Origin of the sequence: Candidatus Methylobacter oryzae, assembly GCF_003994235.2 — a bacterium.
In the GTDB taxonomy this organism is placed as follows: domain Bacteria; phylum Pseudomonadota; class Gammaproteobacteria; order Methylococcales; family Methylomonadaceae; genus Methylobacter_A; species Methylobacter_A oryzae.
Genome location: NZ_RYFG02000023.1, coordinates 15,121 through 31,720, shown reverse-complemented (window position 1 = coordinate 31,720; position 16,600 = coordinate 15,121). Strand labels below are relative to the sequence as shown.

At 52.1% G+C, this 16,600-nt stretch carries 12 protein-coding genes; 7 read left to right on the top strand and 5 right to left on the bottom strand.

Annotated features, from left to right (window positions below; translation table 11 throughout):
• The coding region (locus EKO24_RS04495) for a hypothetical protein (RefSeq protein WP_206667208.1) at window positions 1–403 on the bottom strand (403 nt) is incomplete at its 3' end.
• 228 nt (window positions 404–631) lie between these two features.
• On the bottom strand, window positions 632–1,084 hold the full coding sequence (locus EKO24_RS23555; RefSeq protein WP_421743898.1) for a pentapeptide repeat-containing protein: 453 nt from the start codon (window positions 1,082–1,084) through the stop codon (window positions 632–634).
• A gap of 74 nt (window positions 1,085–1,158) precedes the next feature.
• Here EKO24_RS23555 and EKO24_RS23550 point away from each other — a divergent pair, with 74 nt between their 5' ends.
• From EKO24_RS23550 to EKO24_RS04465, 6 genes are all read left to right on the top strand, one after another.
• On the top strand, window positions 1,159–1,335 hold the full coding sequence (locus tag EKO24_RS23550) for a hypothetical protein (RefSeq protein ID WP_161990569.1): 177 nt from the start codon (window positions 1,159–1,161) through the stop codon (window positions 1,333–1,335).
• Window positions 1,336–1,638: 303 nt separating this feature from the next.
• The gene (locus EKO24_RS04485; RefSeq protein WP_127028306.1) at window positions 1,639–4,092 is read left to right on the top strand and encodes a phosphotransferase; all 2,454 of its coding nucleotides are present in this window, start codon (window positions 1,639–1,641) and stop codon (window positions 4,090–4,092) included.
• Window positions 4,093–4,124: 32 nt separating this feature from the next.
• A complete protein-coding gene (locus tag EKO24_RS04480) occupies window positions 4,125–4,943 on the top strand; it encodes a M12 family metallo-peptidase (protein WP_206667207.1) in 819 nt (272 codons plus the stop codon).
• A 335-nt stretch (window positions 4,944–5,278) separates the two neighbouring features.
• Window positions 5,279–6,487: an MFS transporter gene (locus EKO24_RS04475; protein WP_127028304.1), complete on the top strand. Its 1,209-nt coding sequence runs from the start codon at window positions 5,279–5,281 to the stop codon at window positions 6,485–6,487.
• Window positions 6,488–7,266: 779 nt separating this feature from the next.
• Complete coding sequence (locus EKO24_RS04470) at window positions 7,267–11,340, top strand: beta strand repeat-containing protein (RefSeq protein ID WP_127028303.1); 4,074 nt, start codon at window positions 7,267–7,269, stop codon at window positions 11,338–11,340.
• 172 nt (window positions 11,341–11,512) lie between these two features.
• Complete coding sequence (locus EKO24_RS04465; RefSeq protein WP_127028302.1) at window positions 11,513–12,607, top strand: alkene reductase; 1,095 nt, start codon at window positions 11,513–11,515, stop codon at window positions 12,605–12,607.
• A gap of 259 nt (window positions 12,608–12,866) precedes the next feature.
• On the opposite strand, the gene EKO24_RS04460 is transcribed toward EKO24_RS04465, so the two are convergent.
• From EKO24_RS04460 to EKO24_RS04450, 3 genes are all read right to left on the bottom strand, one after another.
• Window positions 12,867–13,700, bottom strand: coding sequence for an SDR family oxidoreductase (locus EKO24_RS04460; protein ID WP_127028301.1), 834 nt, complete (start codon window positions 13,698–13,700; stop codon window positions 12,867–12,869).
• 2 nt (window positions 13,701–13,702) lie between these two features.
• Complete coding sequence (locus tag EKO24_RS04455) at window positions 13,703–14,638, bottom strand: YbgA family protein (RefSeq protein ID WP_127028300.1); 936 nt, start codon at window positions 14,636–14,638, stop codon at window positions 13,703–13,705.
• 966 nt (window positions 14,639–15,604) lie between these two features.
• Window positions 15,605–16,111, bottom strand: coding sequence for a hypothetical protein (locus tag EKO24_RS04450; protein WP_127028299.1), 507 nt, complete (start codon window positions 16,109–16,111; stop codon window positions 15,605–15,607).
• Between EKO24_RS04450 and EKO24_RS04445 the strand changes: the two genes are divergently transcribed.
• Entirely contained in the window at window positions 16,101–16,382 is a 282-nt protein-coding gene (locus EKO24_RS04445; protein WP_127028298.1) for a hypothetical protein, read from the top strand. The genes EKO24_RS04450 and EKO24_RS04445 overlap by 11 nt on opposite strands.
• Window positions 16,383–16,600 lie beyond the last annotated feature (218 nt).

The window sequence follows — 16,600 nt, the reverse complement described above, 5'->3', positions numbered from 1 at the left end:
GTAGCACGGCTCCGGTGAGCAGCACGGCTCCGGTGAGCAGCACGGCTCCGGTGAGCAGCACGGCTCCGGTGAGCAGCACGGCTCCGGTGAGTAGCACCGCTCCGGTGAGTAGCACCGCTCCGGTTAGCAGCACCGCTCCGGTGAGTAGCACCGCTCCGGTTAGCAGCACCGCTCCGGTTAGCAGCACCGCTCCGGTTAGCAGCACCGCTCCGGTTAGCAGCACCGCTCCGGTTAGCAGTACGGCTCCGGTCAACAGTACGGTTCCGGTCAGCAGTACCGCACCAGTGAGCAGCACGGTTCCGGTCAGCAGTACCGCACCAGTGAGCAGCACGGCTCCGGTGAGCAGCACGGCTCCGGTGAGTAGCACGGCTCCGGTGAGTAGTACGGCTCCGGTGAGTAGCACGGCTCCGGTGAGTAGTACGGCTCCGGTTAGCAGTACCGCGCCAGTCAGTAGTACGGCTCCGGTTAGCAGTACCGCGCCAGTCAGTAGTACGGCTCCGGTTGATAGTCATGAAAATAATGGATTTGGTAACGGCGACCAAAATGCGCCAGGGAACTCCGGTTCGCACAACAATGCTGAGAATGCCCAAGCCAATCCCTCAGCGCCGGTTAGTACTACAGCTCCAGTTAGTCAGGAAAAATTGACTAGTGGTAATAACGGAAAGTCGATTAAGGACAAGTCCGACGATGACAAATCACATAAGGATAAGTCCGACGATGACAAGTCAAGTAAGGATAAGTCCGACGATGACAAGTCGAGTAAGGATAAGTCCGACGATGACAAGTCACATAAGGATAAGTCCGACGATGACAAGTCGAGTAAGGACAAGTCCGACGATGACAAATCACATAAGGATAAGTCCGACGATGACAAGTCGAGTAAGGACAAGTCCGACGATGACAAGTCGAGTAAAGACAAGTCCGACGATGATAAGTCGAGTAAGGATAAGTCCGACGATGACAAGTCGAGTAAAGACAAGTCCGACGATGATAAGTCGAGTAAGGATAAGTCCGACGATGACAAGTCACATAAGGATAAATCCGACGATGACAAGTCGAGTAAGGACAAGTCCGACGATGACAAGTCGAGTAAGGATAAGTCCGACGATGATAAGTCGCATGACGACAAAGACAGCAAGTCCGACGACAGCTCATCGCATGGCAGCAGCCATAACGATTCAGGGGACAGCCATCATGGAACGGATTTTTCCGGAACAGAAGGCAACGATCATGGTGGTGCCGACGATCTGTTCGTTTTTGGCGACGTTTCCGGTCACGGTCATAACGATGGCGGCGCCGGAGGCAGCTGGACAGATGCTGTTGAATCCGATGTAGGGCATGATTCGGGAGCTTCACATGACTGGACAGTACAGGTAGATGGCCATCAGCCCGCCGATCATGGTGATCATGGGTCGATTGACTCTTTCGGACATTCGGATAGTACGCCAGGCGATGTCGGCGCCATGGACTTCGATAATATCGACAAGATTCAATGGTAGGCTAGCCCAGCTTGCCGGTTCAGGGCGCCTTTGCAAGAAGGCGCCCTTTTTTTCGGGCGCACTCTTGAATTCGAAGTTGCCATAAAAGAACTTCGCGAGAGACCGGTTTTATTATTCCCGCATTGGAGATTAAGTTGTTATGGGTGTCATCAAGAAGGTTATTTATCGCGGCAATTTTCTCGGCAAGCAACGCCATAACCATCTGTTTCTCGATATGGAAGAGAACATCCATATCCATTACCGCGATCTGCGTATCGAGCTGAGCCGTGCGGAATTTGAAAATATCGTCGGCACTTTTCGCAAGCAAGCGGATGAATTGCTGGCGATTATCCGCGCTAGGAATTACCAGGACGGCGTGCTGGCTAACGCGAACCAGGACGACGTGCGGATATGGACTGAATCGAAACTCGGCAACGACGTGAAGTATCATCCGCAACGGTTCTCGCTCGAAGAGTGTAACGACGGCTACCACTTCCATTACCGTAACTACAAGCTGTTGATTGATGCTGAGGAGTTTAGGCAAATCGCGCAGCTATTCAAGACAGTCGACCTGGACAGCCCTTATGCGTCAAGCTATGAAGAGGTGCTCGAGTTGCTGGAAGCTAACGACGTCGATTTTCTGTTGGCGGCCGGCAACATACCGGGTGAAATTCTGGCGATTGCCGTCGCCAAATACCATCTGCCTAAAATCAGGGCTATTTTCGATTTCATCGGCTTTACGCTGGAAAACCAGGCTACCGAGCAGCATTATCAGGGTACGGGCCTCAAGGTCGTGGCTCGCGAGGATACACGGCATACGGCGCTCGATTACAAGCGCATGCGCGAGAACAAGCAGGTTTGCTCGCTGGTTGATTATTTTTCCAGGAACGGCGGCATTGCCGATCCGAACGATTTGAACAGGCTTTCCTGCCAAGTCATCGATCTTTATTCTGCGCTGCAATCGGGAAAATCCGTTGCGATAGAAACCGATCCGCAAACGTGGCTCTATTCGCCGGCCGGTAACAAAATTATTTTTCCTTATAACGTATCCGGGACTGCCGGCAAGGACGATGCCGATGCGTTGTACCGGGCATGGAGCGCTTTTCTGAGGAATTATCAGCCTGGTTATCAATTAGGCTATATCAAATCCACCAAGAAACCGTTCGCTCCGGAGCAACAAAAATTATTGCAACAGCAGGTCATGGAAACCTTGAGAAGAGAAGTCCTGGCTGTGCCTGCCGTCGACAAGGTGTATTTGATGGGGTCGGGGTTGCGCGGCGATATGGGCAGCTATGACGTCCCGTTCGTGTACGGGAATTTAGTCAAACTCGGCTCGGACGTCGATATTTTGATTGAAGTTCACCCGGACCGGGAGGGCGATATACCCCAATCGTGGAGCCTTTACATGCGGTCGGCTCCGAATAATCATTGTGCGGTTTACCATATCGCTCAAATCCTGATGGCGGACGGCGAAGGCGACTGGCAGCAGCAATATCCGCATATACGTTTTGTTCACCATCTTATCGATGCTTATGTTTTCTTTCCGTCGCGCGGTTTTCCCGGAGAGAAAGAAGCTTTCTTGCGCCAGTTCGACGCGCAGCTTATCTATGACCGTTGCCGCGACGGCGCAGTCAATCGCAGCGAAGAGGAAGAACGAATTGCCGGTCAAATCTCGCAACTTTATGGTTTTCAGCATGCGGTCGTCGAGAAGATGGCGTTTCCGACGCAAAATGTTCTTTACCGGGTATTGGCGGACGATCGTGTTTATATCCTGAAATTACTAAAGGTCGGCGGCAACTATAGCGCCGACCGTATTGCCGAACATGCCGAATATGAGGCCGAGCTGATAAGAGCGTTATCCGGACGCAACGTGCAGACCGCAGGACTCGTTTCGACCTTAAGCGGTGGCGTGGAAAAGGTGGACGGATGTCCGGTGCTGCTTTTCGAGCGGCTTGCCGGTACGGTTTGTCACCGCCCCGAATATCCTATCGGCCGGATTACCGCTAATCTGGCGAATATTCATCGCGTGCAGGCCGAGCGTCCGCTGGATATTACGACGGATTTTTCGTTGGAAGCGCTTTGTGCAATCTGGCTGTCCGCGTTTCAGGATTATGCGGCCAACGTTTCGCACAGTACCGAGCTTGCCGACGCCTTTGTAAAATTGTCGCCTATTTATGAAAAATATAAAAAACCGGAAGATAGGGCAAAATTGTTCGCAGGAAGTCCCGCAGTTCACAATCATGGCGATGTCAAACCACAGAGCGTGATTGTCGACGAGCATGGCGAAGTGCGGTTCTTCGATTTCAACAACGCATTTTACGGCCCGCGTTTATTCGATGTGCTTGGCGGCGCGTTTGAATTCTCGCTGGCCGAAGGCTATATCGCTCTTGCCGATTTTGCGCGCTTCGATGCGTTCATTTCTCAGTATCAGATCCATAACCCATTTACTGAGCAGGAGCGTAACAGCCTGCCTGAATGGATAGAATTGATCGGCATCATCCTGTTTACGAAGGAAATACGGGTGTTGCTCCAGAGCAAGGCCGACAATCTGCGCAGACGACGTGCCTTAGCCATCCATGAATTCGTAAGCTCGCGCACAGCGAACAACGTATGAGCAGGGCCGGTTTCTTTCTAATGCTCTGCATGATGAGCGTTGCAGTTGCCGTTCAGGCGGAAACCATCGGCATTCGTTTTATCGTCGCGGACGATCTTGGTTCGACCGAGCAGCAACGTCAAACTGTCAAGACAGTATTGGAGAAACGGGTCGAACAGCTGAACGGTTATTACCGCAACAGCGCTGTCGCGTTGCAGGCCGGGATTGTCGATGTGGCTTTTGCTCCGATTCAGTCTAGCGGTGACGTGCAGATACTGGAGGACATGGCGAACGAGGCGGGCGGTTTCGAGGACTTGTTCGAACGCGCCGACGAATTGGGCGCCGATTACACCGTCGCGATGGTCAGCAAGCTGCTGATTTTCGGCAAGCGCGGTTGCGGCCGAGCTTATGCGGTCAATAAAACCGTGGCTGAAATATCCTCGACGCGGAGAGCGCTTGCGGTGATCGATTTTGCCTGCCAAGCGCATACGCTGGCGCACGAGCTGGGCCATTTGATGGGCCTGAATCACGGCGTGATCGTCGATCGTTGCGAACCGAATAAGGGCCATCTGACGGCTATCGCTCCCTATGCATTGGGATACGGGCAGGGGAACTGCGACGGCAGGCCTCAGCCCGGCGAGTTCGGCACTATCATGGTCGGCGGCAATATGAAGAAGGTCAACGGCGACGACCAAAGCAGTTTAAGGCTGTTTTCGAATCCGCGCATCAAGGATGAACGATGCGGTGCAAGCCATGTCTGCGGCGATCCCGAGACCGGGGACGAAGCACGCGCGCTGAATGAAAACGCCCGCTATTATGCCGCCCACGAAGAACCGGATGCGCCGGCATCGACGCTAGCGAAACCTGAGTAAGGATTTGGTTAAAAATAACTTCCCGAAATCGCTATTTTCGGTCGTCAAGCCGTTCGTGCTGAGCCCCATTCGACAAGCTCATGGCAGGCTTCGATAAATTCAGGAGAGTCCTGTCGGAGCATGATCGGCTTGACGCGGTGGGACGAAATCTATATCGGGAAGTTATTACGGGCCATATCCTTATATCCTGCGATACGTAGTTCAAAACCAGGCTTGCGATCCTTTTTAAGGAAATTTCTATTGATGCGGCCTACAAAAACGACAGTATACTTGCAACCTATTCCGGCTCAGTTGCTCTACTTGGCAGGCAAGTAGTTATTCATCATCGGACGATTATGTCATCTTTTAGTAAACCTTTTCTGAAGCTGCTGTCCTTCCGCATCCTTATCGTTCTTGCTTACCAGATTACCGCGATTGTGGTGGGTTGGCATATTTACGAGTTGACGCACGATACGCTGGCGTTGGGCCTGGTTGGGCTGGCCGAAGCCATTCCTTACTTCTGCTGCGCGCTGTTTGCCGGTTATGCGGTGGACCATTATTCCCGGCGCATGTTTGGCGTGTTCGCCTGCCTGGCGTTGTTTTTCACTGCATTGATACTGGTCGCGGTATCGACAGGCTGGCTAAGCGGCAATCCGGCGTTGTGGATTTACGGCGCTATCGGTTTTACCGGCGTGGCCCGCGCGTTTATCGGTCCTTCGTATAGCGCGATGTTCGCGCTGATTCTATCGCGCGACCAATATGCGCGAGCCTCGGGAATCGGCAGCGCGGTGTTCCAGTGCGGACTCGTGGCCGGGCCTGCGTTAGGCGGCATGCTGGTCGGATGGGCCGGCAAGGTCAGCGCTTACGGTTTTGCTGCCGGTTTATGTTTGTGCGCGGCAGCGGCATTGCTGTCATTGCGTATCGAGGAACCTCCTCCCGCAGAGAGTGCGCCTGTTTTTACCAGTATCGCCGAAGGGCTTCGCTTTGTATTCAATAACCAGGTCATCTTAAGTGCCCAGGCCCTGGATATGTTTGCGGTATTGTTCGGCGGAGCGGTTTCGATGCTGCCGGCCTTCATCCACGATGTCTTCCATTACGGCCCCGAGGGACTTGGGATTCTTCGCGCCGCGCCGGCGGTCGGAGCCGTTATTACCGGGATATTTCTCGCGCGCTATCCGATCAATCTGCATGCCGGGCGCTGGCTGCTCGGAGCCGTAGCCGGATTCGGGGCGTGCATGATCGGTTTTGCCTTATCGGTAAACTTCTGGATTGCCGGGGTAGTGCTGGTGTTGTCCGGCATTTGCGACGGCGTATCGGTGGTCATGCGCACGACCATCATGCAATTGGCGACGCCGGACGCGATGCGCGGCCGGGTTTCGGCGATCAACGGCATCTTTATCGGTTCGTCGAATGAACTGGGCGCTTTTGAGTCGGGCATTGCGGCGCGCTTGCTGGGGCTGGTGCCGTCGGTGATTTTCGGTGGCACGATGACGTTGGCTGTGGTTGCAACGACCGCCAAACTGGCGCCGAAACTGCGCCGGTTACAGCTTCAGCAATTGCAATGATTTAATTGATGTTTTGTAATGTCCACGAAAAGCACGAAAAATATCGGCCGCCGATTTCACTCCAGTCGTGTTCTGTACGGCCTTTATTATGCCCAGAGGGCATAAGTAGGGTTTGAGCGGACGAGCTGCTCAACTCAGCTTTAAAGGTTCCGCCTGTTCGGAACGTTGCCGGTTAGACCTTCCAGGTTTCTAAAATCTGGAAGGTCTGCCTAGCGTTAGGTCAGGGATAGTTGTCTATAACAATGAGTACAAGAACGTGGGAACGATTTGGTTTCACTATGTTTGTGCTTTTCGTGGACTTCGCTTTTTTTTTATCATCCATAGGCGTAACGTCAGAAGGATAAGCCGCAACTCATTAACTTGTTTATAGAATGTCATGATTGGGTTTTGGTGAAAGGTTGTCATCAATAGCTAGACACTTATAATGTGTTCCTAACGGACTGGAACAGTTGCGATAGCGGCTGACAATCGGAGATTAATACACATCTGAAAGCAGTTTTAACCTCTGCAAGCCTCGCACGCATTGGCGGCTATCGGCAAAGTTCCGCATCTTCGATTGCGAAGCAGATAATTTCATAGTGGGTTTTTTCTCGTTTCAACAGTTCCGGCTATTGTGTGAGCATGCCTTTGTTAATTTTATCGAGCTTGCTCCTGCGCCTCATTTGATATTGAGTGCATTCATTGCCCCGTCAGCCGGCGATGTAGAGCTCGGTTTCGAAAACATCCAATCCTATGCCCAAGATAGGCAAGGTTTTTTAATATAAATTAAGGAGCCAATCATGGCGAGTTTGACAACTGCTTTACCCGAGACAATTATTGCGCGTAATGCCGAGGCGCTTTACGACACAATACTTGGCAATACGGATTTTACCCATTATACGGCTTTGATCGGTTCAAACCCCGATGTTCTATTGAACGGCGTTTACACTAACAGCGTTGGTACAGCTTCAACTGCCACGGTTGCCAGTGTATTGGTTACTAACCTGGGCATCACCGACAGTGCTGCTGCCACCACGGCGCAAAATTATATCGTGGAGCAGTTGAATGCGGTCGCTTATACGGAGCGAGGCGCTGTAATCAACAATATACTCAACCTGTTTGCGAACCTGGCTTCCGATGCTACGTTCGGTTCTTATGCAGCGGCATGGAATACTAAAATAGTTAATGCGGTGGCTTATTCACAAGTGTCTGGCAATCAAAACACTAGTATTATTCATCATGGTCATCCCATTGGCTATGTGCTTACTAACGGTACGGACATCGTTCCGGCCAGCAAAGCGGTCGAGATAATATTCAACGCCGATCTGGTCTATGCACCCGATGGCAGTAAACGCATAAATTCGCTGCAAGACGAAGACAACTTGGCCGGTACCGGCACATCGACATTAAACGCTACACTGGCTAGCTCCGGTATAAACGGCGTAAACATCGTCACGCCAAAACTGGCAGGCATTTCTACTATCAATACCGCATTTACAGGTTCCGATCCCAGCGATGCAGTTTTGGCGCTTAACTTGCAAAATGCAACGGGCGTTTCAACGGTTAACGTTTTTCGCGTATCGAATACAGCGAACCAAGCGCATATCGAAAACATCAACGCTCCTTTAACCGTCTTGGGCATCAGTAACGCAAATATGAATGACTTGGGCGGCATTGAATTTTCGTTTGGTGCCGGTGCGTTGAAAGGCTTGAATACCGGTAATTTGAGACTTGACAGCGTTCAAGTCGGCGTCGTTAATATCGGCGAAAATATCGCTGTCGGCGGAGCTTCCGCCGCGAACAGTTTTGGCGTCGGCGTTAACAGCTATGAAAAACTGACGATCAACAGCACCGGTGCATTCAACATTATCGGCACGTTAAATTTGCCGATGGATACCGGCGTTGCCGGTTCGGTTGCTGTCACCGGCGACCAGAGCCTGGTGCTGGTAGATACAACTGTCGTGTCGAATAAATTGGCTATTGAACCGCCTGTTGCTTACACCTACTACGCCCTCACTACCGCGACACCCGCACCGTTATACATAAATGCTATCGAATCGCTTACCTACAGCGGCGGTATTGCCGGTGCAAACGGCCGTCTGGCGACATTGACGGCGGCCGGTTTGACCGGCTCCGCTGGATTGATGGTAAACCTGGGCGCGGGCTTCTTCACTACCGATAAAGCGGATACTTCGGGTGTGCCGCAAGATGTGAGCGTAACCGGTTCCAAAAATAGCGATACGTTCTACTTGGGCGACGCTATCCAAGCCGGCGACAGCCTGACCGGAGGCGACGGGCAAGACAATCTGGTCATTTACAACCAAGGCAACCTGGTTTCTAGCGGTTCGTCGGTAATAACCAAAATCGAAGCGTTGGAAGACCGGCAGTCAACGACAGGCGTATCGACTATTGCGTTCGAAAAGCTGCCCGATGTTACTTCCATCCTGGTTCGCAACGAGGGTTCCGCCTACGGCGCGCCGGCTGCGGCAAGTGTTGTATTTAACCTGAACGGTTTGAATACAACGCAAGCCAATGCGATTACCGTGCAGCACAGCAACAGCGGCAGCAATGGCATCACGCAAAATACCGTCAATGCGGCATTGGCAAATAACACGGCCGCCGATACCTATACATTGACGATTACCGATCACTCGAATGCAAACCCGCGATTTAACCTGATATTCAATCCGGGCAGCGCGGAAAGCATTACTATCCTCGATGGCGATATGGAATCGAACACCGTTGCGTTGGGCACAGTCGCCGGGGTAACGAACACCGTCACGTTGGCCGGCAATTCGGCAGATACGTTCCTGAACTTGGATACAGCAATGGACGGCGCTAACGGCGGCCTGTACGTATTCGACACAAGCGGCGCCGGCGTTACGCCAACGGCGACGTTATTATCAGGTGTTACGGATTTGTCGTTGACCGCGAATCAGGTAAAAATCGTTGCGGCAACGTTCGATGCGTCGAATGAAGCGTCTAATGTTATCGCCCGTTTCAGCACCAATGCCGGTTCGGCTGCCGGTGCGCAAAACATCACGATGGGTGACGGTAACGACACCGTGATTTTCGATAATGTCCAGGATACCCATGCGGGCTTGACTGGTTCCGACACCGTTGCCGGCGGCTTCGGCGACGATACCTTGGCCATCGATGGCGATTTGGGGGAGGGCGGTTTAGGGACGGTAGTCGGCCTGGGCGCATCCGAATGGACTAACGTTTCCGGTTTTGAAACTATCCGTACGATCGGTGCCGGTGCTGGCAGTTCATACCGCCTGATATTAACCGATGACCTGATTGCCGCGAATAACAAGGCCGGCGTGCTGGCTATCGTCAATGACAACGACACGGCCAATGATTCGGCCAATAAGGCTGACACCGCAGGTAGCGCGGCAGAATCGCCCATCGTTGTGGATGCGAGTTCGCTGACCAGCGGCAGCAAGTTCAGTTACAACGGCGAAGAAGGCGCGTCGGCAACTAACGACCGCTTCATCTTCAACGCCTACTTCAACGGCAACTTCAACGGCAGTCATGTTATCGACGGCGGCGCAGTTGACAACAACCCAAGCAACAATTCCGGTAGGAATGGAGACGTTATCGAATTGCGCAATCCGTTTGACGTTTCATCAAGCGACTTCGCGAATATCAAAAATATCGGTACTATCGAATTGACCAATATATGGCACAGTAGTAGCCGGGGCAGTCTGCAAGCGCCAATCCCGCGAATTCAGTTAAACGATGCCGTTGTCGATGCGTTGGTCGACAGCTATCAAGCATCGAATAACACCACGAATATCGAGCGTTTGAATATCCGCGCTCTCGATAGCTCGGACCCGAACACCGGAGGCATCGCTCTGGATGCGTCTGCGCTGACCGGCAAATCGGCTCTGGACATCCTGTTGAACCGTGGCGGCAACACCATCGTGACCGGTGCCGGCCCGGATAAAGTTGTGCTGTTGGGTAACTACAACGGAAACGATTATGCAGCCGCTGTGACCGAAAACGGCGTGAGCATTAAAGGTCAAAACAACGGCATCAATGCCTGGGGCATTGATAACATTGCCGGTACGGCCGACGACGTAGCGGCGCAACGTATGGTCACCGATACGATCAATCTCGGCGCCGGCAACGATACGTTGATTACTTACGGAGCCGTTAATCTTACCGGCGCAACGCTGATCGGCGTCGAAACTATCGCGTCAAACTCCAACATTACCTTAACGGCTGAGCAGTACAACACCTTGGTTGCAAACCGGGCCGCGTCGGCACTGGCTGGACCGGCAATTACTTTTACCGGTGCCGGCCCGCATGAGTTGTTTATCCAAAACAATGCTATAAACAACTCGTTCACGGTTGATTTGGGTTATACGGCGCTTGAAGCCGGTGCCGGCTCGTTAACCATCGCGACGACCGGCATCGGCGGCGCGATGCCTACAATAACCGGTTCGGCTGCCGACTTGTCAACGGTAGGCGGCATAACTGTGAATAATGTGGCAACTTCCACGGTAGCCGGCACCGTTGCCGCCAGCGCCGGAACTTCTGCCACGATTCCGGACGCTGCCACGATAGCTGTTGCGGCAGCGGGCTTCAGCGATGCCAGTACAGCCAACAACACCTACAACGTAACAATCGGTTCTACTTACACTTACAATGCTTCCGGTTTTGCAGCCGGAGACAAAATTGCGTTCCCTGCCGGTGCGGCTATTAGCGTCAATAATACGAGCGGTAGCGATGGCGTTGTGGACGTAGTCGGGACATTGAACGGCAATGCCGTAATCGTGCATCTAACCGGAATCGCGATTGCATCCGATAGTGCGATTTTCGGCATCAACAGCTTCAACACTGTTTTTGGCGGCGGTTCGCTGGCTTAATCTTCTAGTTGGCATCGGCGCCAGCCTTGCGATGTTTAACGCGGCTTAAGCATGCGGTAAATATTATTTGATGATCTAATATAGAGAAAACGGCTTTTGCAAGGCAAGCTATAGCGTTTGCCGTTGAGTTCTAAAATACAAGCAGCATCTGATTAACCTATTTGGAGGGTACATGACATCAGTAACAAGCAATAAAAATAATCTGTTCTCGCCGATAGTGCTGGGCAATTTGACGCTAGCCAACCGGATTATTATGGCGCCGCTGACGCGGAATAGGGCGGGCGACGGCAATGTGCCCCAGGATATGAATGTCGAATATTACCGGCAGCGGGCCGGAGCCGGCTTGATTATCAGCGAGGGCAGCCAAATATCGGCGACCGGCGTCGGCTACCCGGCAACGCCCGGCATTCATTCCCAATTACAGATTGAAGGTTGGCAGCGCGTGACTAATGCCGTGCATGCAGAAGGCGGGCGGATTTTTATCCAGCTTTGGCATACCGGTAGAATTTCGCATTCATCGCTACAGCCCGGACATAAGTTGCCGGTTGCTCCCTCTGCGCTGAAAGCCGCAGGCCAGGCTATAACTTACGAAGGTATGAAGGATTTTGAAACGCCGCATGCGTTAACGCTCGATGAGTTGCCGGGTATTGTTGCCGACTATGCAACGGCGGCGAAAAATGCCAAAGCGGCCGGTTTCGATGGCGTCGAGATTCATGCCGCTAACGGTTATCTGTTGGACCAATTCTTGAGGGACGGCACCAATCGCCGCGAGGACGATTACGGCGGCGATGTTACGAACCGGATGCGCTTGTTGGTTGAGGTGGTCGAAGAAGTTATCGCGGTTTGGGGCGATCATCGCGTCGGTGTGCGTCTGTCGCCGGAAAACAGCTTCAACGATATTAGCGACAGCCGGCCGCAGCAGACGTTTAACGCGGTCGCGAAAAAATTATCCGACTATCGGCTGGCTTATTTGCATGTGCTGGAAGGCGACATGATGACCGGCGAGCGGCACGTGGATTATGTCGCGTTAAGAAACTGTTTTGCAGGTCCTTATATGGCTAATAACGGTTATGACCTGGACAGCGGCAACCGGGCCATTGAGCAGAACGATGCCGATATGGTCGCGTTCGGTAAGTTGTTTATCGCTAACCCGGATTTGCCGGAGCGCTTTGCTGAAAACCTGCCGCTGAATAAGCCGGACCATGATACTTTTTACGGCGGCGATGAAAAGGGTTATACCGATTATCCGAAGTATGCGGGTGGGTGAGGGATTTTTCGTTCTCGTGCAGCTCGCGTTACCAAACACAATGTAACCGTAGGAGCGGGACATGCCCGCAATGTTTACTCTCGTTCCCACGCGGCGCGTAGGGACGAGAAAAAAGTATTTGCTGTCGATTTCTTGCCGACGCGTGATTATCATCCTTTCGATAGGTACCGCCTGTTCAGGGCGTTTCCGGTTAGACCTTCCAGGTTTTTAAAACCTGGAAGGTCTGCCTGTATTTTCGTGTCTTTCATGGTGAAAAATATCAATCATCCTGCGCGCCGATTAACTCCGGATAGCCGTCCTTATAGCCTGGATACCGGAACCGGTAGCCCAAGGCTTTTAATCGGGCATTATTACAACGCTTATTCATTCCGGCTTCGGCAGCGACGGCTTTAAGCGTTGGCGGCGGGCAATGCAGTTGTCCCGCGAGCCAGGTCATCACTTCCCAGAGCGGAGCCGGATCGTCGTCGCTGGCCAGGTAGCATTGCGCTAACGCGTTGCCGCTCAACCGCTGCTGCAATAGAAAAGACAAAACGCCGACGCAATCATGCTGGTGTATCCGGTTGGTAAAATAAGGCGGGCTTTGCTGTATGGCCGGCGTTTGCTTCGCTTGTCTTAACAAAGATTCGCGTCCCGGCCCGTAAATGCCGGAAAAACGCACGACGATGTTAGCCGGATTCGCAGCTATCAATTGCCGTTCGGCCTGCCTGATCAAGCGGCTGGTGATAGTGGCCGGTTCCGCGGCGGAATCTTCATCGACCCATTCGCCTTGGTTTTGTCCGTAAACGCTGGTCGATGAAACCATTAGCCACTGCGTTTCCGGCAACTTCGCCAGCAGGTTGTTCAAGCCGGTTTCGTAAACGGCGCGGTAGCTTTGTTCGTCGCGCCGATCGGGCGAAACAATGAAAAACGCCTGCGCAAAGTCGGCGTCCAAGTCCGCCAAGTCGGCGGATGAGCCGATATCGGCAGCGACATAATTGACGAGGCCCGAAGTTGGCGTGCGTCTTAGCCCGGTCACGTCATGGCCTTGAGCCGATAAAACCCCGGCCAGTTCCGAACCTATTGCGCCGCAGCCGACAATTAAAATTTTTGCCATGTTTATAGTTGGTTAAGAAGTTGCAGTTCTTGCGGATAAGGCGACATGTAATAGGACTCTTCGATATAAGTATCCGGCGCTTTGCGGAAATGATGTTTAAGCAGCGTTAACGGCACTATCAACGGCACGTGGCCGTTGCGGTATTGTTCAATGACTTCGCACAGCTCGGTTTTATCGTCGGCGCTTAAGTCTTTTTTCAAATAGCCTTGGATGTGCTGCAATACGTTGACATGATTTTTACGGGTAGCGATTTTTTTTAGCGTGCTCATCAGTTGCAAAACGTATTGCTCTGCGACAGCGGAAAGGTTGGCTTTGGTGAGGCCGGCTAATAACTGCCCCAGTTCGCTATAATCGGCATGGCTCATGATGATCAGTTTATGGCGCGCATGAAAACGAGTCAGCTTGCCTGGCGTCAATCCTTCCGCCAGCATTAATTTCCAGCGGTAGAGAACATAAACGCGCTGGATAAAATTTTCGCGCAATCCGGGGTCGCCAAGCCGGCCTTCTTCTTCAACCGGCAACAACGGGTTGTTGCGCATCAGCTCTTCGGCATAAATGCCGACGCCTTCTTTGTGCGCCTGGCCGTCGGTATAAACTTTAACCCTCTCCATGCCGCAACTGGGCGAATCCTTTTTTAAAATGTAGCCGCACAAATCGGCGTGCAAGTCTTTTTGAAATTCAGCGCGGCTGCGTAAGCGTTCTGTTACATCCATTTCCGGGTCTTTGACGCCGACGCAGCGTATTGCATTGCCGGTTTTTACCAAGTGGATAGCCGGCCGGGGCGTACCCAGGCCGGTTTCCACTTCCGGGCAGAACGGATGGAAATCGAAGTATTCGCTCAGTGTGCCGGTGATATAAGAATCCCGCTTGTGTCCGCCGTCAAAGCGGACATTTTGACCTAATAAACAACCGCTGATGCCGAGAGGAATTTTTTTCATAGGCTTGAGGAATTGTAAGTGAAAGGGCTATCGAGTCTATCGGCTTTAACGGATTTTTCAATTATTTTTGGTCTTATACCCAAAGGGCATGAGTAGGGTTTGAGCGGACCAGCCGCTCAACTTAGCTTTATATTTCCAGGCGGAATAGGTAATCGCACTGATTGTACAGATGAGTTGAACTCTCTACTCTATGACACGGGTGGTCTATCAAGTGTGGCTGCTCTTTCTCCAAAGGGATACCTGCAAGGATGCAGGCAGAAAGTCACCCCCAAGGATGGGGAGGGTAGAGTATCCGGCGTAGATGTTTTAAGGAGGTAACACAACGCAGGGAGCATGTGCCTAGGAGACGGTGGGGAATCTGTTCTGTGTTTCTCGCGGTTTATGACTAGTTTACTGACTTTTCGAATTAAGGACTTATTGGACGCTATATCACCGGTCTTGGCATAAATCCGCAGATTGCCGTATTTGTATTTCCAACGGAGTTTACTGAAGCCGGTAAATTAGGGAGTGATTATGGAATATCATGCAGCCGAATTGTTGGTAGATATCTGGGGCACTATTTTTATATTAATGTTGCTGAGGTATAAGAGTTGATCATGGAACACCAAACATCCGAATTATCGAGTAATATCTGGAGTGTTATTTTTACATTAATGTTGTTTATGTATATGGAATTGGATGGCTTCGACAGAAGTTGGACCGCTTTCCCTGATTAAACTCGGTTAGTAATAAAAAGGGCTTTCGGCACCGGTCGTTTTGATTTATGCGGATGCTATTAAGTCCTTTATGTTTTAGAGCGCTGGGTTTATCGCCCAGCGCTTTTTAAAGCTGAGTTGAGCGGCTGGCCCGCTCAAACGAAACTTATGGCCTTTGGCTATAAAGCTGAGTTGAGCAGTTGGCCCGCTCAAACCCTACTCATGCCCTTTGGGTATAAATAGCCATTAACGCAATGATTGCGGCATTAAATTAACTTGGGCTGGCGGCTTGTTGTACTTGTCGCTCGCTAGGAACGTTCTGATTTTGCTGGTTTTGGTTCTGATTTTGGTTTTGCTGGTTCTGGTTTTGTTGGCCTTGCTGTTCCTGCTGTTGCTGTCCTTCCTCCCTGTTTTTACGAGAGGCTGCATCTGCGTTTTGACGGTTAATGATGTCGTTGACTCCGGTGTTCCAATTAGCATCGGATGCATTCAAAGCCATGTTCTTGGCGCTCTCGGCAAGAATTGAATGAACTTGATTTTGGATGTTCGGCGCTGCGGACGATACGGTAGGGGAAGATGCCGCAGTATAGGCGTCTGCAAGCACCGATAATGCGGACGCTGGATTAGATTGCTGCACAGCTGGATTTGATCCAATCGTAGCGAGATTGCTACTTATATTTGCTGCTGCGGAGGGGCTGGCTTTTTGAGCCTCCGGATTCACAATAATTCTGCCAGCTGCTGCGGCAGTTTGCAGTACGGCCTGTGGATTGCTGTTCATCACAGAATCAGACCTGACCGCTTGTACCGAAGCTGACGCTAACTGCATAGCGGCAGCCGGATTGGTCGATAAAAGTTTTTCAGCCGTTGCAGCAGCTTGGCTGGCTACATTGGCTACTAAGTTACCGTTGCCGGTAGTGGATGCGGCTGCTAGCGTCGATGAGGCAAGTTGCGCGGCGCTCTCAGGAGAGACTTTTTGGACTGCAGGATTTATGAATATTCTGGCCGCGGTCGTTAAAACCGATTGCGTTTGCGTTGGGGCGCTGGACTGAACGGGAGTCGCTTTTACGGTTTCTACCGCGGCTTTCGCTACGAGCACTGCCGCCTGTGGGTTTGTGGCAAGCATTTCTTCGGCTGCGGCAACGACAGCGTCAGCAAGACTGGCCGATCTCTGCGGATTGCCTCCGGATAGAGTCGCTATCGCCTGTGAAATGGCATTAGGGTTGCCCGATTGTACTGCCGCTTGAAGAGCCGGCGGTAGTGGTGCCGC

What these genes read in the sequence shown, in the direction of transcription:
- EKO24_RS23550 (WP_161990569.1), top strand. Translation starts at nt 1,159, where the DNA reads ATGGCAGCAGCCATAACGATTCAGGGGACAGCCATCATGGAACGGATT.
- EKO24_RS04485 (WP_127028306.1), top strand. Translation starts at nt 1,639, where the DNA reads ATGGGTGTCATCAAGAAGGTTATTTATCGCGGCAATTTTCTCGGCAAG.
- EKO24_RS04460 (WP_127028301.1), bottom strand. Translation starts at nt 13,700, where the DNA reads ATGGCAAAAATTTTAATTGTCGGCTGCGGCGCAATAGGTTCGGAACTG.
- EKO24_RS04480 (WP_206667207.1), top strand. Translation starts at nt 4,125, where the DNA reads ATGAGCGTTGCAGTTGCCGTTCAGGCGGAAACCATCGGCATTCGTTTT.
- EKO24_RS04465 (WP_127028302.1), top strand. Translation starts at nt 11,513, where the DNA reads ATGACATCAGTAACAAGCAATAAAAATAATCTGTTCTCGCCGATAGTG.
- EKO24_RS04455 (WP_127028300.1), bottom strand. Translation starts at nt 14,638, where the DNA reads ATGAAAAAAATTCCTCTCGGCATCAGCGGTTGTTTATTAGGTCAAAAT.
- EKO24_RS04470 (WP_127028303.1), top strand. Translation starts at nt 7,267, where the DNA reads ATGGCGAGTTTGACAACTGCTTTACCCGAGACAATTATTGCGCGTAAT.
- EKO24_RS04475 (WP_127028304.1), top strand. Translation starts at nt 5,279, where the DNA reads ATGTCATCTTTTAGTAAACCTTTTCTGAAGCTGCTGTCCTTCCGCATC.
- EKO24_RS04450 (WP_127028299.1), bottom strand. Translation starts at nt 16,111, where the DNA reads ATGAACAGCAATCCACAGGCCGTACTGCAAACTGCCGCAGCAGCTGGC.